The organism is Sulfitobacter sediminilitoris (assembly GCF_010667575.1).
Lineage (GTDB): Bacteria > Pseudomonadota > Alphaproteobacteria > Rhodobacterales > Rhodobacteraceae > Sulfitobacter > Sulfitobacter sediminilitoris.
The window spans coordinates 288,377-303,610 of the sequence record NZ_JAABNT010000001.1; the positions used below are offsets into that span (position 1 = coordinate 288,377).

Below are 15,234 nucleotides of genomic sequence, written 5' to 3' on the forward strand. Positions count from 1 at the left end.
CCGTCGTTCTGTTCCGAATTGCAGGAGCTTTCAGTCAGTGCCGGATCAAGACCAAAGCGAAATCAAAGCCGACGACAACAAACGTGATCTGACCAAAGGTCCGGTTTGGCGTGCGCTTGCGGGTATGTCAGCGCCGATGAGTTTTGGTATCTTTGCGGTCCTCAGCGTGGGTCTGGCCGATGCCTTTTTCCTGAGCAAACTGGGTGGTGCTGCTCTTGCAGCGGTCGGTTTCATTTACCCGGTCACGACTGCGATCACGTCTTTGTCCATCGGTTTGAGCGCGGGTGCAAATGCGGCGCTTAGTCAGGGTGTGGGGCGCGGCGATGACGCAGAAGCCACGCGGCGACTGGGCTTGCATGCCATTGGTTTGGGTCTAGGACTCTCTATTGCCGTCGCATTGCTTTTCTGGGCCATTTATCCACTGATTTTCGCAGCACTTGGGGCGGGGCAGGAAGTCTCGGGTAACATTTCGGCCTACGTCCCGGTATGGGCACTCAGCTTTCCTTTTCTGGTCGTGATGATGATCACGAATGCGGTGTTCCGCTCGCATGGGGATAGTCTCACGTCCGCATGGATTATGGTGCTTGCCGCCGTGGTGAATGTCGCCCTAAATCCCTTGCTGATCTTTGGGATGTGGGGTCTTCCCGAGCTTGGCATGGCAGGCGCTGCTGTGGCTACACTGGCAGGCCGCATGATAGCCGTCGCGCTGGCGCTTTACATTGCATGGCGGCGCGGTCTGTTAGGGTGGTGCGGCAGCTTGTTCTCCGGCCTATGGCAGTCCGTGCGCAAAATTCTGAATGTCGGCTTGCCAGCCGCCTTTTCCAACGCGATCAACCCTGCTGGCATGGCGCTCGTCACGGCGGCCGTTGCAACAGTGGGTGAAGCGGCCGTAGCGGGGTTTGGTGCCGCAACGCGCATTCAATCCATGGCGCTGGTCCCGTTGCTGGCGCTTTCCTCTGGAATCGGCCCCGTGGTCGGCCAGAATTGGGGTGCGGACAAACACGACCGCGCCCAAGGAGCAACTGCCGCAGCCTTCTGGTTCTGCATGGGCTACGGTGCGCTAGTGGCAACGGTTCTGGCTCTTTTTGCGGAACCACTTGCTGGCATATTTGCTTCTGGTGATGAGGACGCAGGGTACGCTGCAATCTACCTGCGCTTTGTCGGACTGTCTTTATTCGGCTACGGACTGGTCGTGACCGCGAATGCAGCGATGAATGCGAGGGACAAAGCGGTTTGGTCGATGAGCCTGAGCCTCGGCCGTATTTTCGCACTCTACTTACCGTTGGCTTGGGTCGGTGCGCTGAGCATGGGCTATCCCGGCATCATCGCGGCAGCCGTGGTTGCGAATGTAATCGCAGGCTGGGCGGCAGTGATATCAGCCAAGGGCACGGGGTTGCTTGACACGGACAACGGCCTTGTGACGTTTCCATTGAAAGTGTTGCCGCAAAGGGCCTAACCGATCCTGCCAACGCTTAAAGGAAAGCCGCAAGATACCGACATATGCGCGCGTTGGAATTCTGCTTCGCTTGAAAGCATCAGACAGCATCCGCCTGATTAAGGTTTGGTGCACCTTATCGCTACCGTCTGGCTTTGAGATATCATGGTAAGCGGCCCGCTTTGTGGTTGTGCCGAAGGCCACCACGTTCCAGCCGGAACGCGGGTTCCTGTTCAAGTGCCTTCCGATAAAGACGCCTCCAGCCACGTCTGCACATTAACGATCTCAAGCTCAGACAGGACAGCCACGAACAGCAAGACGAACGGTCCAAGGACCGGCACGAAACTTGCGCAAAAATGTGCCATTGCAACCAGAAAGAGGAAGTGACCTCCGATCAGTAGAATGCCGATTGAGACAACCACAATTCCCCTCGCGGAAGTGTTCCCAAAGCCTCGGTTAACGTCGGATTAACGGCAAGGATTGGTTGATATAGGGCGGAGATATGGTTTCGTGACAGAAGACCAGTGACGTCGCTGATGCAACAGTTGCACAGCGCAACGACAAACGCCCCGCCAATTCCGGCGGGGCGTTCATAAGTCATCAAATCAAGCTGGCCCGGAGCCTACCGCTCCTGAACCCTCCTGATGCGAAGCTATCAGTCGATCATCGGCAGCAGCTTGTCGAGCGACGCCTTGGCATCGCCATAGAACATGCGCGTGTTCTCTTTGAAGAACAGCGGATTCTCAATACCGGAATACCCCGTACCCTGCCCCCGCTTGGAGACGAAGACCTGCTTGGCCTTCCAGCACTCAAGAACCGGCATCCCGGCAATCGGGCTGTTTGGATCGTCCTGTGCTGCCGGATTCACGATGTCGTTGGAGCCAATGACGATCGCAACATCCGTGTCCGGGAAATCATCGTTGATCTCATCCATTTCCATAACGATGTCGTAAGGCACCTTTGCTTCGGCCAGCAACACGTTCATGTGGCCCGGCAGACGCCCCGCGACGGGGTGAATGGCGAAGCGCACGTTCTTGCCCTTGGCGCGCAGCTTCTTGACCAGTTCCGACACAGCACCCTGCGCCTGCGCAACGGCCATACCATAGCCGGGGATAATGATGACGCTATCGGCCTCATTCAGCGCCTGTGCGACGCCGTCTGCTTCGATCGCGATCTGCTCACCCTCAACGGCCATCTGCTCGCCCGCCGGACCGCCAAAGCCGCCCAGGATGACCGAGATGAACGACCGGTTCATCGCCTTACACATGATGTAGGACAGGATCGCACCGGACGAACCGACAAGCGCGCCGACCACGATCAACAGGTCGTTTCCAAGGCTGAAACCAATCGCAGCCGCGGCCCAGCCTGAATAGGAGTTCAGCATTGAGACCACGACAGGCATGTCCGCCCCGCCGATCCCCATGATCAGGTGGTAGCCGATGAAAAGCGCGAGCAGCGTCATCAGGAACAGGGGGAAGAAACCACCGGTGTTGAAGTACCAGATCAGGGAGATCACCGAAATGATCGCCGCAGCAGCGTTCAGCATATGACCGCCGGGCAGCTTTTCAGCTGCCGTATTCACACGGCCCGCCAGCTTGCCGTAGGCAATCACGGAGCCGGTGAAGGTAACTGCACCGATGAACACCCCAAGGAATAGCTCGACCCGCAGAATGTTGATCTCAACCGCTGTCTTCTTGGCGATCAGCGCAGCGAAGGTACCGAACTGGGACTTGTCAAAGCTGGGGTCGGCCAAAGCATCCGCCACATACCCCAGTTGGATATGCGCGTTGTAGCCCACGAAAACTGCCGCAAGACCCACAAGGCTGTGCATCGCGGCGACCAGTTCCGGCATCTGGGTCATCTGGACGCGCGTCGCCAGTTGATACCCAATGACACCGCCCGCACCGATCAGGATGATCGACAGGATCCAAAGACCCGCGCCCGGTCCGATGAGCGTTGCAAACACCGCCAGCGCCATGCCGACGATGCCATACCAGACCGCGCGTTTCGCACTTTCCTGCCCGCTCAGACCACCAAGCGCGAGTATGAAGAGAATGGCTGCGACCACGTATGCCGCTGTTGTAAATCCGAATTCCATGATCCTCGCTCCTTTAAGATTTCTGGAACATGGCGAGCATGCGCCGTGTCACGAGGAAGCCGCCAAAGATGTTGATCCCACACATGAAGACCGACAGGGCAGCGAGTATGATAACGAGGAAAGACCCCGATCCGATCTGCATCAGCGCACCCAGGATGATGATTGACGAGATCGCATTCGTAATCGCCATCAGCGGTGTGTGCAGCGAATGCGCGACACCCCAGATCACCTGGAAGCCCACAAAGACCGCCAGTACGAAAACGATGAAGTGCTGCATGAAGCTGGCAGGTGCAACCAGACCAACCGCCAGCAAAAGCGCGCCACCAACAGCAAGCAGCGTGACCTGATTTTTGGTCTGCTGCTTGAACTCGGCGATTTCTTTCGCGGCTTTTTCTTCTGCCGTCAGCTCCTTAGGCGGCTCTTTCTTCTTTTGCGCCGCAATCGCGGCCACCTTCGGAGGTGGCGGCGGGAAGGTCACTTCCTTGCCATGCGCGATTGTTGCACCGCGAATGACGTCATCTTCCATGTTGTGATTGACGACGCCGTCTTTTTCAGGCGTGAGGTCCGTCATCAGGTGACGGATGTTTGTCGCATAGAGGGTCGAAGCTTGCGTCGCCATCCGGCTGGGGAAGTCGGTGTAACCGATGATCGTGACGCCATTGTCAGTAACGATTTTCTCGTCCTTGACGGTCAGCTTACAGTTACCGCCCTTCTCGGCGGCAAGGTCCACGATGACCGATCCGGGCTTCATCGCCTTGACCATGTCCTCGGTCCAAAGCTCAGGCGCCTCACGGTTCGGGATCAACGCTGTGGTGATCACGATGTCCACCTCAGGCGCCAACTCGCGGAACTTCGCCAGTTGCGCTTCGCGGAACTCAGGTGAGGAGACAGAAGCATAACCGCCCGTCGCCGCGCCGTCCTGCTGTTCCTCCTCGAAATCGAGGTAGACGAACTCGGCCCCCATGGATTCAACCTGCTCGGCCACTTCGGGCCGCACGTCGAAGGCATAGGTGATGGCACCCAAAGACGTCGATGTGCCAATAGCGGCAAGACCGGCAACCCCGGCCCCGACGACCAGCACCTTGGCAGGCGGCACCTTGCCGGCAGCAGTGATCTGACCGGTGAAGAAACGGCCAAAGTTGTTGCCCGCCTCGATCACGGCGCGGTAGCCCGCAATGTTCGCCATGGACGACAGCGCGTCCATCTTCTGAGCGCGCGAAATACGTGGGATCATTTCCATCGCGATTACAGTCGCGCCCTTGTCGGCGGCCTGCTTCATCTTGTCCTCATCCGCGACGGGGCTGAAGAAAGAGATTAGTGTCTGTCCTTCGCGCAAGCGCTTCATCTCGGCGGTGTCAGGTACGCGCACCTTGGCAACGGTGTCCGCCGCTTTCCACAGCGCGGCGGCGGTCTTGACCACCTCAACGCCCGCTGCCTTGTAGTCAGCGTCAGCAAACCCCGCCTTGGCACCAGCGCCAGCCTCGATCACGCAGTCATGGCCCAGCTTTTGCAGCATCTGGGCTGACTCCGGCGTCATCGCGACGCGGTTCTCTCCCTCGAAAGTCTCTTTCGGCGTTCCGATCTTCACTCCGTCTTCCCCCATATTTGGTCACCGGATAGACGCGGGAACCCAAGGCCCCGCTTTTGCATCCGCAGCAAGTAGCGCGGACATGGGGTGGCTACAAGCGCAGCAAGGGTCAAAAGTGCCAAGTCGGGGTGTTTTTCATAGCCACCGTGGCGTTTTTTCCGCAAAGGCCTCGAATTCCGTGCCGAAACTTTCTTTCATCCGCGCCTCTTCGGGCGCAATAAAGCGTCGCGTGAGGATCGAGACAAACACGGGAATCAGCAAGAGGGACGGCCAGGCGCCCCACCACAGGATGGCCCCGGTCAGCACCATCACGTCGCCAAGGTAGATCGGGTTCCGGCTGTGCGCGAAGGGGCCGGTCACGATGATGCGGGCCGGCGTCTGGTGCGGCACAACAGTGGTTTCGTGCCTGCGAAATGCCGCAATCGCCCAGATCATCAGGGCGATGCCCAACCCGGCCAGCAAGGCGCCTGCCCAGCGGAAGAAAGCGAATGGATGTGTCAGACCGGGCAACAGGATCACCTGCGCCCAAGCAACAAGCAGTGCCCCCAAAAGCCAAACAGGCGGTAAATCGAGCATCTGAAAGGGTGTCAAATTGCCCGTCTCGCGCCATTTTGCCATGAAATCTCTCCCCGCTGTCATATGAGGCTGCCGCCGTTTTGCAGCAAACGCCATGGCGGCCCGCGCGCTGCGGGCAAATCGATCCGAACTCATCCGGTCCCGCTGCAATGCCGCCAACATTCATCTGCCGTTAACCACGGCGGACTAGCCTTGGAAGCATGTCCAAACACAAGCACAGCGTCGCTCCCGGCACCACGTTCTTCTTTACGATTCGTTTGGCAGATCGTCAAAGTGACCTGCTGGTCCGCCGCATCGACGATCTACGTCGGGCTATGCGGGTCACCCTTCTCCACCGCCCGTTCCAGATCAACGCGATTGCGGTGCTGCCTTCCGTCATTCACACTTTGTGGACGCTGCCCGATGGGGATAAAGACCATGCCAAGCGCGTCGCCATGTTGAAAAACCGCTTTTCCCGCAGGCAAGATATGCCCGCGCACCGGTCACTTACCCAAATAAAGAGGGGCGACAAAGGTATCTGGCAGCGTCACTTTTGGGAACACGAGATTTCAGACGCCGATGACTTTGAACGCCACCGTGACCTGATCTATCTCAGTCCAGTTCACGCAGGTCTCTGTCCGCGTCCACAGGATTGGCCTCATAGCTCGCTCCGACGCGATCAGTTGCGCAGGGTCACACCCCCTGCCTCAGTCGAACAAATCCCGGAACATCAGCGCGCTGCAGGTCTGGCACACATGGCTTCAGATAAAGAACAAGCAGTTATGCCCACGTAGGATGCAGGCGCCCTTTTCGGCTCACACAGCCTTCAAAGCTGGCGCTGTATCCCGTGCCGCCCAGGCGCGCACCGCATCGCCAAAGCTCGCAAACAGCGGGCGCGAGACTTTGTCACCCGCCGCGTTCCACTCAGGGTGCCATTGCACCGCCAGCGTAAACCCGGCCGCACCCTGCACATAGATCGCCTCGGGCGTGCCATCCTCTGCGTGACCGTCAACGACGATCCGTGCCCCTGCATGTTTGATCCCTTGTCCATGCAACGTGTTGGTGCGCACCACTTGTGATCCCATCAACTCGTGAAACACACCGCCCTCGGTAAAGGTGACGTCGTGGCGCAGCTCAAACTTTTCTTCCAGTGTACCATCGGGTGGCATTCGGTGGTTCATGCGCCCCGGCAATTCACGGATCTCCGGGTAAAGCGTCCCCCCCATGGCGACGTTCACTTCCTGAAAGCCCCGGCAAATGCCCAGAAACGGCTGGCCCCGCTCCACGCAGGCCCGCACCAACGGCAATGCAATCGCATCGCGCGCCCGATCAAAGGCACCATGCGCCTCTGTCTCGGCCTCACCGTATTCTTCGGGATGTACGTTGGGTCGACCGCCCGTCAGTAGGAATCCATCGCAGATATCCATCAATTCTGCCACGCTGACATGACGTGGATCGGCAGGAATGATCATCGGCACGCAACCCGAAACCTCGGCAATGGCATCCGAGTTCATCTGCCCTCCGGCATGCACCGGGTATTGTTCATTGAGGAGATACGAGTTGCCAATAATGCCAACGACGGGACGGGACATGGATCACCTGAGACTGCCTGTGTTGCCCCTTATATACGTAACAGGCGGCGAACCCTCAAGGACCGCCGCTGTTGCGCATGCTCAAGTATTGACCGTCTTGAATGCCCCGCCCTGTTTTCAGGCAGACGTGCCTACTGCTCTCCGATCAGGCCTGCCGCCTCGATCCCGGCCATCGCCGCCAGTACGTCATTGTCAGAGGTATCGCCGGTCACACCAACCGCGCCGATCACTGCGCCCTTCTTGTCGCGCAGCAAGACACCGCCAGGCACTGGGATCGTCTGACCGCCATAGACCCCGTTCACCGCCGCCATGAAATAGGCCTGATCTTCGGCCCGCTTCATTTGTGCCGTGCCAGCCATGCCCAGCATGACTGAGCCGTAAGCCTTGCCATGTGCGATGGAAAACCGGCCCGGTGCAGCGCCATCTTCGCGCTCGAATGCCTGAACATGGCCGCCTGCGTCCAGCACGACGACTGAAAGCGGCTTCAGTTCAAGCTCGCGGCCTTTTTCCAGTGATTTCCGAATGATTGTCCGCGCCTTGCGCAATGAAATTGTCATTCCCTGTCCCTTCATCTTTCAACTACAATTCCGGGGAGCGCGAGGGGCTGGCCCCTCGCTCCTGCCCCCTCAGCTCTGCGCCGCCTTCAACTCAAGCCGCCGTGCGTGCAACACCGGCTCCGTATATCCCGAAGGCTGGACACGGCCTTGGAAGACCAGATCACATGCCGCCTTGAACGCGATGCCATCGAACGCAGGCGCCATGGGGCGGTACAGCGGATCGCCGCCATTCTGCCGGTCCACCACCGCAGCCATCTTTTGCATGGCAGTCATCACCTCGTCTTCGCTGACCACATTGTGGTGCAGCCAGTTCGCCACGTGCTGCGCCGAGATGCGGCAGGTTGCACGGTCTTCCATCAGGCCCACATCGTTGATGTCTGGCACCTTGGAACAGCCCACACCCTGATCAATCCAGCGCACGACGTACCCCAGAATACCCTGCACGTTGTTCTCAACCTCGCGCTGGATCTGGCCGGGTGTCCATTTCTGATAGCTTGCCAGCGGGATCTCAAGCAGCGTCTCTTTGTAGGCGCGCCGGCCTACTTTGCGCAGACCTTCCTGAACGGCGAAAACATCGATCTTGTGGTAATGCAGGGCGTGCAGCGTGGCTGCGGTGGGTGATGGGACCCATGCGCAGTTGGCGCCGGACTTTGGATGTTCGATCTTCTGTTCCAGCATTGCCGCCATCTTGTCAGGCATTGCCCACATGCCCTTGCCAATCTGCGCCCGACCCGACAGGCCGCACTCAAGACCGATGTCGACGTTCTGCAGCTCGTAGGCATTGATCCATGGCTTGCGCTTGATGAAATCCTTGCGCGAAAACGGCCCCGCCTCCATTGAGGTGTGGATTTCATCACCGGTCCGGTCAAGGAAACCGGTGTTGATGAAAGCAACGCGGTGTTTCGCGGCGCGGATGCACTCTTTGAGGTTTGCGGATGTCCGGCGCTCCTCATCCATGATGCCCAGTTTCACCGTGTATTGCGGCAGGCCCAGCGCCTCCTCAACCATGGTGAAAATCTCGTCCGTAAACGCAACTTCATCCGGGCCATGCATCTTCGGCTTGACCACATAGACAGATCCTTCGACGGAATTGCCGCCGTCCCTTGCCAGATCGTGCTTGGCGATGAGCGTCGTGATCATCGCGTCCATGAGACCTTCAAAGACCTCGTTGCCGTCACGGTCCAGAATGGCCGGGTTGGTCATCAGGTGCCCGACGTTACGCACCAGCATCAGGGCGCGCCCCTTCACGGTCAGGCTGCCGCCCTCCGGCGTGGTGTACTCGCGGTCATCATTCAGGCTCCGGGTCATCTCTGCCCCGCCCTTCACAAAAGTCTCGCTCAGGTCGCCTTTCATCAGGCCCAGCCAGTTGCCGTAGGCCAGCACCTTGTCCTCTGCATCGACACAAGCGACTGAATCTTCGCAATCCATGATGGCTGATACCGCGCTTTCCAACTGCACGTCGGCCAACCCGGCCTGATCCCGGCTGCCAATCGGATGTGTCCGATCGAACACCAGTTCGACGTGCAGACCGTTATTGCGCAAGAGCACGGCATTGGGGGCTTTCGGGTGACCCCGATACCCAATGAATTTCGCAGGTTGCATCAGCGGCTGGTCATCCACCAGCAGCGTGCCATTGCTGACGTAGTAACGCCGCGCATCCGCGTGACTGACCCCGTCAATCGGAAAAGCCTCATCCAGAAAAACTCGTGCGCGTGCAACGACCCGCGCGCCGTGCCCCTGATTGTAACCGCCCGGAGGGGGCAACGTGCCCATCGCATCGGTTCCGTAGAATGCGTCGTACAGGCTTCCCCAACGGGCGTTCGCCGCATTCAGGGCAAAGCGCGCATTTGTAATTGGAACAACCAACTGAGGCCCAGCCACATGCGCGATTTCGGCGTCAACATTCGCTGTATCGATTTCAAAGTCGCCACCTTCCGGGACCAGATAGCCGATCTCTTCCAGAAAGGCCGTGTAGGCCGCAACGTCATGGGGCTGATTGGATCGACCGCGGTGCCAGGCGTCGATCTGAGCTTGCAGGTCTTCCCGCTTTTCTAGGAACGCGCGGTTCCGTGGTCCCATGTCGTGTAACAGGGTTGAGAATGAAGCCCAGAACTGATCTGTCTCCACCCCTGCACCCGGCAGCGCCTGCTCTTCGATGAAAGCGACCAATTGCGGGTCAACCTGCAACCCATGTTTTTCTGTTCTGCCTGACATGTCGACATTCTCCCCCTGAATTTCCTTTCGGAAACTCTTAGTGTCAAAGGAAAATCGCCACAACCGCCTCCGGTCAGAAAAAATGACCAAAAATCTAATTAGAAGACTGTCGGGCAGCGCGGCATTTATCAGAACAGTATTTCACTTCGTTCCAGACCTTTGCCCACTTGCGCCGCCATACGAAAGGTCGTCCGCAGGTCACACAGGTCTTGCTGGGCAAATCGACCTTTTTGCGCATCTTTGCCATGCTGACATGCCCCAAATACAAAAGGCAGCGAAGGATAATTCCCTGCGCTGCCTTGGATCAAGCTCTGAGAACGGCTCAATTTGTTTCGTTGGTGCCGGGGGCGTAGCTGTCAATTTTGACACCTGCAGCGCCATTGCGTTCGGTAGTCTGGGCCGGTTCGTCCCCAATCAGGGTTTCGGCAGAGGGTGTTTCGCCGCGTGACATGGTGAAGCCAATCATCAAGACGATCATCAACACACCAAAGATCAGCGCACCACGAATGCCCAGCAATGCGGGCTTGTGGTTGGTTTCCTGGCGTTCAATATTTGTGTCGGGGGCAGACATGTCTGTCTCCTTTCATACGATTTCAAAATGACCCGTTGAGGGTCGTTGGTTGCCCGATTAACGTGTGACCAACCACATAGTTCCCAAAAGTTCCCAACAAAAAGGTGACACCATGCGCGATGCCGCTCCGAAAACAGTCTATCTTGCGGAATACACACCTTTCGGCTTCATCGTGGAAGACGTGTCACTGACCTTTGACCTTGATCCGCATAAGACCCGCGTCAAAAGCCGCATCGCGTTTCGGCCAAATCCGGAAGCCACCGACAAAACCTTCTTTCTGCATGGTGAGAACCTTGATCTGATCTCGGCCACCATCGACGGCAAGCCTGTGAATACAGAGCAAACCGATGAAGGCCTGACCTGCCCCGTCCCTGACGCCCCCTTTGTCTGGGAGGCTGAGGTCGAGATTGACCCGGCCAACAACACGGCGCTTGAAGGTCTCTATATGTCGAACGGCATGTACTGCACCCAATGCGAGGCTGAGGGGTTTCGCAAAATAACATACTACCCCGACCGCCCGGACGTGATGGCCACCTTCAACGTCACAGTGAACGGACCGCACCCGGTGCTCTTGTCCAACGGAAACCCGGTCAAAACGTCCCAGCATCACGTCGAATGGCACGATCCATGGCCCAAACCCCCTTATCTTTTTGCCCTGGTCGCCGGTGATCTGGTGGCTCATTCCGACAGCTTCACCACGATGTCGGGCCGCAAGGTCGATCTGAACCTCTACGTCCGCCCCGGCGACGAGGGCAAATGCGCCTTCGGGATGGAGGCGCTGAAGGCCTCGATGAAATGGGACGAAGACGTCTATGGCCGTGAATACGATCTGGACCTTTTCAATATCGTGGCTGTTGACGATTTCAACATGGGCGCGATGGAGAACAAGGGGCTGAACATCTTCAACTCGTCCGCTGTCCTCGCCAGCCCCGAAACTTCAACTGACATGAATTTCGAGCGGATCGAGGCGATCATCGCGCATGAGTATTTCCATAACTGGACCGGCAACCGGATCACTTGCCGCGACTGGTTCCAGCTGTGCCTCAAAGAGGGCCTGACCGTCTTCCGCGACAGCCAGTTCACCTCCGACATGCGCTCCGCCCCCGTCAAGCGCATCTCCGACGTCATTGACCTGCGCGCGCGCCAGTTCCCCGAGGATCAGGGCCCGCTCGCCCACCCCGTGCGCCCCGAAAGCTTTCAGGAGATCAACAACTTCTATACCGCCACCGTCTACGAAAAGGGCGCCGAGGTCATCGGTATGCTCAAGACGCTGGTCGGGGACGAAGGCTATTACAAAGCTCTTGATCTCTACTTCACCCGCCACGACGGGGACGCTGCTACCATCGAAGATTGGCTCAAGGTTTTCGAGGATACCACGGGCCGTGACCTATCCCAATTCAAGCGCTGGTATTCACAGGCCGGCACGCCCCGCGTGAAGGTTGAGGAAAGCTTTGAACTTGATGAACTCACCCTCACCTTCACCCAACATACCCCGCCCTCGACGGCCACACCGGATCCGCAGCCGCAGGTCATCCCTATCGCCCTGGGCCTGATCGGCCCGGACGGCAAGGAAGTCCTCGAAACCCAGACCGTGGAGCTTCATGAGGAAACCCAGATCATCCGCATCACCAGCCTCGAAGGCCGTCCCGTCCCGTCGATCCTGCGCGGCTTTTCCGCTCCGATCGTGCTGGAGCAAGACCTCAGCGACGCTGACCGCGCCCACCTGCTGGCCCATGACACCGACCCCTTTAACCGCTGGGAAGCGGGCCGCACCCTTGCCCGCAAGGCGCTCCTTGGCATTATCGAGAACGGTGCGTCCGTCGACGAAGCCTATCTCGACGGCCTGCGCGCCGTTATCACCGACGACAGCCTCGACCCTGCCTACCGCGCGCTCATGCTAGGCTTGCCCAGCCAGTCCGACCTAGCCAATACTCTATACGAGGCAGGCAAGGCCCCCGACCCCGCCGCGATCTACGACGCCACCGAAACCATGCGCGACGTGCTCGCAAGCCATCTCAAGGACGACCTGCACGCGCTTTACAAAGCCAATCAGGTCAGCGAACCCTACCAGCCGGACGCCGAGCAATCCGGCAAACGGTCGCTCGCCAACGCCATGCTCAGCCTCATCACCCGCGCCGAGGGGGCGGAACTGGCCGCCCAGCAATATGCGGCAGCCGACAACATGACTCAGCAGCTCGCCGCTCTTGCGAACGCCATCCGCGTGGGACAAGGCGCGCAGATGCTCGCCGACTTCGAGGCCCAGTGGAAGGACGACCGCCTTGTCATGGACAAATGGTTCGGCCTGCAGGTGATGGAGGCAAAACCCAAGGACGCCGCCGCGACCGCCGAACGCCTCACGGAACACCCCGATTTCAATCACAAGAACCCCAACCGCTTCCGCGCCGTCTTCGGGGCTTTGGCAATGCACCACGCGGGTTTTCACCACGAAAGCGGCGATGCCTATACGCTGCTGGCAGACTGGCTGATCACCCTCGACCCGATCAACCCGCAGACCACCGCGCGCATGTGCTCTGCTTTCCAGACATGGAAACGCTACGACGCGGACCGTCAAAACAAGATCAAGACGGAAGTTGCCCGTATCCTCGCCACACGTGACCTCAGCCGGGACACCACCGAGATGCTGACCCGTATCCAAGGAGCCTGACCCATGACCGACCGCCCCGTTTGCCTGATCACCGGTGCCTCTGCTGGCATCGGTGCTGCTTGCGCCCGGCTTGCCGCCGCGCAGGGCTATGACCTTGCCCTGACCTATAATTCTGATCCGAAAGGTGCCGAAGCGGTGGCCGCAGCCGCCCAAGAGGCTGGCGCAAAGACCGTCGTCGTACAGGCCGATGTCGCAAATCCTGCCCACATCGACAACATCTTTGCCCAGATCGACGGCAGCTTTGGCCAGCTTGATGCGCTGATCAATAACGCGGGCATCGTCGGCCAGACGGCTCGTGTCACTGACCTGACCCACGACCGTCTGCGCCAGATCTTTGACGTGAATGTCATCGGCGCGATTCTGGTGGCACAGCCTGCCGTCAAGCGCATGGAAGCGCAGGGCCATGGCGTGATTATCAACATCTCTTCTGCTGCAGCGCGCCTTGGTTCAGCCAACCAATACGTTGATTACGCCGCCTCCAAGGCTGCCATCGACACGTTCACCAAAGGACTGTCGGATGAAGTCGCCGCCAAAGGCATCCGCGTCATGGCCGTAGCGCCAGGCCTGATCGAGACCGAATTGCACGGCAAAGGCGGCGACCCTGACCGCGCGGCAAGACTGGGCGGCACCGTTCCCATGGGCCGGGCGGGTTCTGCCGATGAAGTGGCGAACGCCGTTCTGTGGCTCATGTCGGACGAGGCATCTTATGTCACCGGTTCCACCCTGAACGTTACCGGCGGCAGGTGAGCACGGATTTCACGTATCACCGGCAAGGCCGCAGCCTGCGTGCCGGCCTGATTGTTCTGGCGATCTGGCTGGCGCTTGCCGGGGCGTATTTTGTGTTGGACGCAGCCCTGTGGATTGTGGGGTTTCTTGCATTCTTCACCCTGCCCGCCCTTTGGGACCTCTACCGCAATCCGCCCAGCGGCCTGACCCTTACAGACCAGGAAATACGTTGGTTTACCGGAAAACGCACTGCGCAGGTGGCCTTGGAAGAGATCGAGCGCGTCCGCTTGGACACAAGGCTAGATTTCTCTGTACGTGTCACGCTGGTGCTGCAAACCGGTGCAAAAATCCGCCTGCCGTTTGAAGCGACCCCGCCGCATCAGGCTTTGGAAGACGCACTCAATGCCCATGGCCTGACGACGCGCCGTACACATTTCCAGCTGATGCAGTGATCAGGGTCGCGCGCGCGGTCGTGTGGCATTCGTCGGCTTGCAGTAATTCTGCCGCTTCAGCCAACCTGCCATATCCCGTCTCTTCGGGGCGGAATGCATCGGCCCCCAGTCGGCTGTAACGCCCTGCCCCTTGCGGCCCCGGTAGCCATGGATGACCCCGTCCCGCGGCACGGTGCTGGCCATGATGCGCACCGCGCAACTGAGGTTGGCGGCCCCGTTTTTCAGCGCCGCTCCGGTGCCGACGTTGCATTTGTAACCACGCGCCGTTGAAGGCAGGATCTGCAAAAGACCGTACCATTTGCCACCACCGCCTACGGCCCACGGCCGATAGGTGCTCTCGTGCTTTGCAAGCGCGGACATGAAGCCTACCCAGAACGCCCGGCGGTCCGCTTCGCTGGCGGACGGATATTTGGGGCACCAGTTCGCGATGTCACGGGGCACCAGATCGACCAGCGGCCTGCCATGATCCTTGAGTGCCGAGAGTGCTGCACGGGTCCAGAGGGCGTGCCCCGCCATGTGCTGCCATCTGGTGTTTGGGAGTTGCCCTGTACGCACGGGCGGACGGATCGTCGTCTGAAAGCGAGGCGGCGCGAGAGCCGTTACACCCGTTGTCGCGACCGTGTCCGCAAAGGAGCTGGCCGCCGGAGGTGCAGCAAGGGACACAGCAGCCCGACCTTCAGGGCGCAAAAACGACTCGGCCTGCACTGCAACTGCTGCACTGCTCAGTGCCAGCGCGCTGCAGATCCTCAGGAAAGGCAGTGTCACAATTCTCATCCGCGGG

Annotated in this window: 15 protein-coding genes; 5 read left to right on the plus strand and 10 right to left on the minus strand. The window is 59.2% G+C overall.

What is annotated here, in order from left to right:
* Positions 1 to 37 precede the first annotated feature (37 nt).
* Positions 38 to 1,456, plus strand: a complete 1,419-nt coding sequence (locus GV827_RS01440; RefSeq protein ID WP_328823094.1) for an MATE family efflux transporter — start codon at positions 38 to 40, stop codon at positions 1,454 to 1,456.
* Between the two features lie 212 nt (positions 1,457 to 1,668).
* On the opposite strand, the gene GV827_RS23825 is transcribed toward GV827_RS01440, so the two are convergent.
* The 4 genes from GV827_RS23825 to GV827_RS01460 form a co-directional block, all read right to left on the minus strand.
* Entirely contained in the window at positions 1,669 to 1,800 is a 132-nt protein-coding gene (locus GV827_RS23825; protein WP_268895689.1) for a hypothetical protein, read from the minus strand.
* Between the two features lie 290 nt (positions 1,801 to 2,090).
* Entirely contained in the window at positions 2,091 to 3,533 is a 1,443-nt protein-coding gene (locus GV827_RS01450; RefSeq protein WP_164351909.1) for an NAD(P)(+) transhydrogenase (Re/Si-specific) subunit beta, read from the minus strand.
* 13 nt (positions 3,534 to 3,546) lie between these two features.
* The gene (locus tag GV827_RS01455) at positions 3,547 to 5,121 is read right to left on the minus strand and encodes a Re/Si-specific NAD(P)(+) transhydrogenase subunit alpha (protein ID WP_164351910.1); all 1,575 of its coding nucleotides are present in this window, start codon (positions 5,119 to 5,121) and stop codon (positions 3,547 to 3,549) included.
* Between the two features lie 135 nt (positions 5,122 to 5,256).
* Positions 5,257 to 5,739: a methyltransferase family protein gene (locus tag GV827_RS01460; protein WP_164351911.1), complete on the minus strand. Its 483-nt coding sequence runs from the start codon at positions 5,737 to 5,739 to the stop codon at positions 5,257 to 5,259.
* A 158-nt stretch (positions 5,740 to 5,897) separates the two neighbouring features.
* Here GV827_RS01460 and GV827_RS01465 point away from each other — a divergent pair, with 158 nt between their 5' ends.
* Positions 5,898 to 6,470 carry an REP-associated tyrosine transposase gene (locus tag GV827_RS01465; protein WP_164351912.1) on the plus strand — a complete coding sequence of 191 codons (573 nt, stop codon included), beginning with the start codon at positions 5,898 to 5,900 and terminating at the stop codon, positions 6,468 to 6,470.
* 21 nt (positions 6,471 to 6,491) lie between these two features.
* Here the strand turns inward: GV827_RS01465 and GV827_RS01470 are convergent, their stop codons facing one another.
* The 5 genes from GV827_RS01470 to GV827_RS01490 form a co-directional block, all read right to left on the minus strand.
* On the minus strand, positions 6,492 to 7,268 hold the full coding sequence (locus GV827_RS01470) for a gamma-glutamyl-gamma-aminobutyrate hydrolase family protein (protein ID WP_164351913.1): 777 nt from the start codon (positions 7,266 to 7,268) through the stop codon (positions 6,492 to 6,494).
* Between the two features lie 131 nt (positions 7,269 to 7,399).
* Positions 7,400 to 7,825, minus strand: coding sequence for a GlcG/HbpS family heme-binding protein (locus GV827_RS01475; protein WP_164351914.1), 426 nt, complete (start codon positions 7,823 to 7,825; stop codon positions 7,400 to 7,402).
* 69 nt (positions 7,826 to 7,894) lie between these two features.
* Positions 7,895 to 10,039 carry a malate synthase G gene (locus tag GV827_RS01480; protein ID WP_164351915.1) on the minus strand — a complete coding sequence of 715 codons (2,145 nt, stop codon included), beginning with the start codon at positions 10,037 to 10,039 and terminating at the stop codon, positions 7,895 to 7,897.
* A 94-nt stretch (positions 10,040 to 10,133) separates the two neighbouring features.
* Entirely contained in the window at positions 10,134 to 10,286 is a 153-nt protein-coding gene (locus GV827_RS01485; protein ID WP_164351916.1) for a DUF2256 domain-containing protein, read from the minus strand.
* Positions 10,287 to 10,361: 75 nt separating this feature from the next.
* On the minus strand, positions 10,362 to 10,610 hold the full coding sequence (locus tag GV827_RS01490; protein WP_164351917.1) for a hypothetical protein: 249 nt from the start codon (positions 10,608 to 10,610) through the stop codon (positions 10,362 to 10,364).
* Positions 10,611 to 10,722: 112 nt separating this feature from the next.
* Between GV827_RS01490 and pepN the strand changes: the two genes are divergently transcribed.
* Genes pepN through GV827_RS01505 form a run of 3 tightly spaced genes read left to right on the plus strand, consistent with a single transcriptional unit; the run spans position 10,723 to position 14,453 of the window.
* Complete coding sequence (gene pepN / locus GV827_RS01495) at positions 10,723 to 13,275, plus strand: aminopeptidase N (RefSeq protein ID WP_164351918.1); 2,553 nt, start codon at positions 10,723 to 10,725, stop codon at positions 13,273 to 13,275.
* A 3-nt stretch (positions 13,276 to 13,278) separates the two neighbouring features.
* Positions 13,279 to 14,022: an SDR family oxidoreductase gene (locus GV827_RS01500; protein WP_164351919.1), complete on the plus strand. Its 744-nt coding sequence runs from the start codon at positions 13,279 to 13,281 to the stop codon at positions 14,020 to 14,022.
* Positions 14,019 to 14,453 (plus strand): hypothetical protein, encoded by a 435-nt coding sequence (locus GV827_RS01505; protein WP_164351920.1) that lies wholly within the window; start codon positions 14,019 to 14,021, stop codon positions 14,451 to 14,453. The genes GV827_RS01500 and GV827_RS01505 overlap by 4 nt, the downstream gene beginning before the upstream one ends.
* Here GV827_RS01505 and GV827_RS01510 read toward each other — a convergent pair whose 3' ends face one another.
* A complete protein-coding gene (locus tag GV827_RS01510) occupies positions 14,454 to 15,227 on the minus strand; it encodes a transglycosylase SLT domain-containing protein (RefSeq protein WP_164351921.1) in 774 nt (257 codons plus the stop codon). It abuts the gene before it with no gap.
* Positions 15,228 to 15,234: the final 7 nt, after the last annotated feature.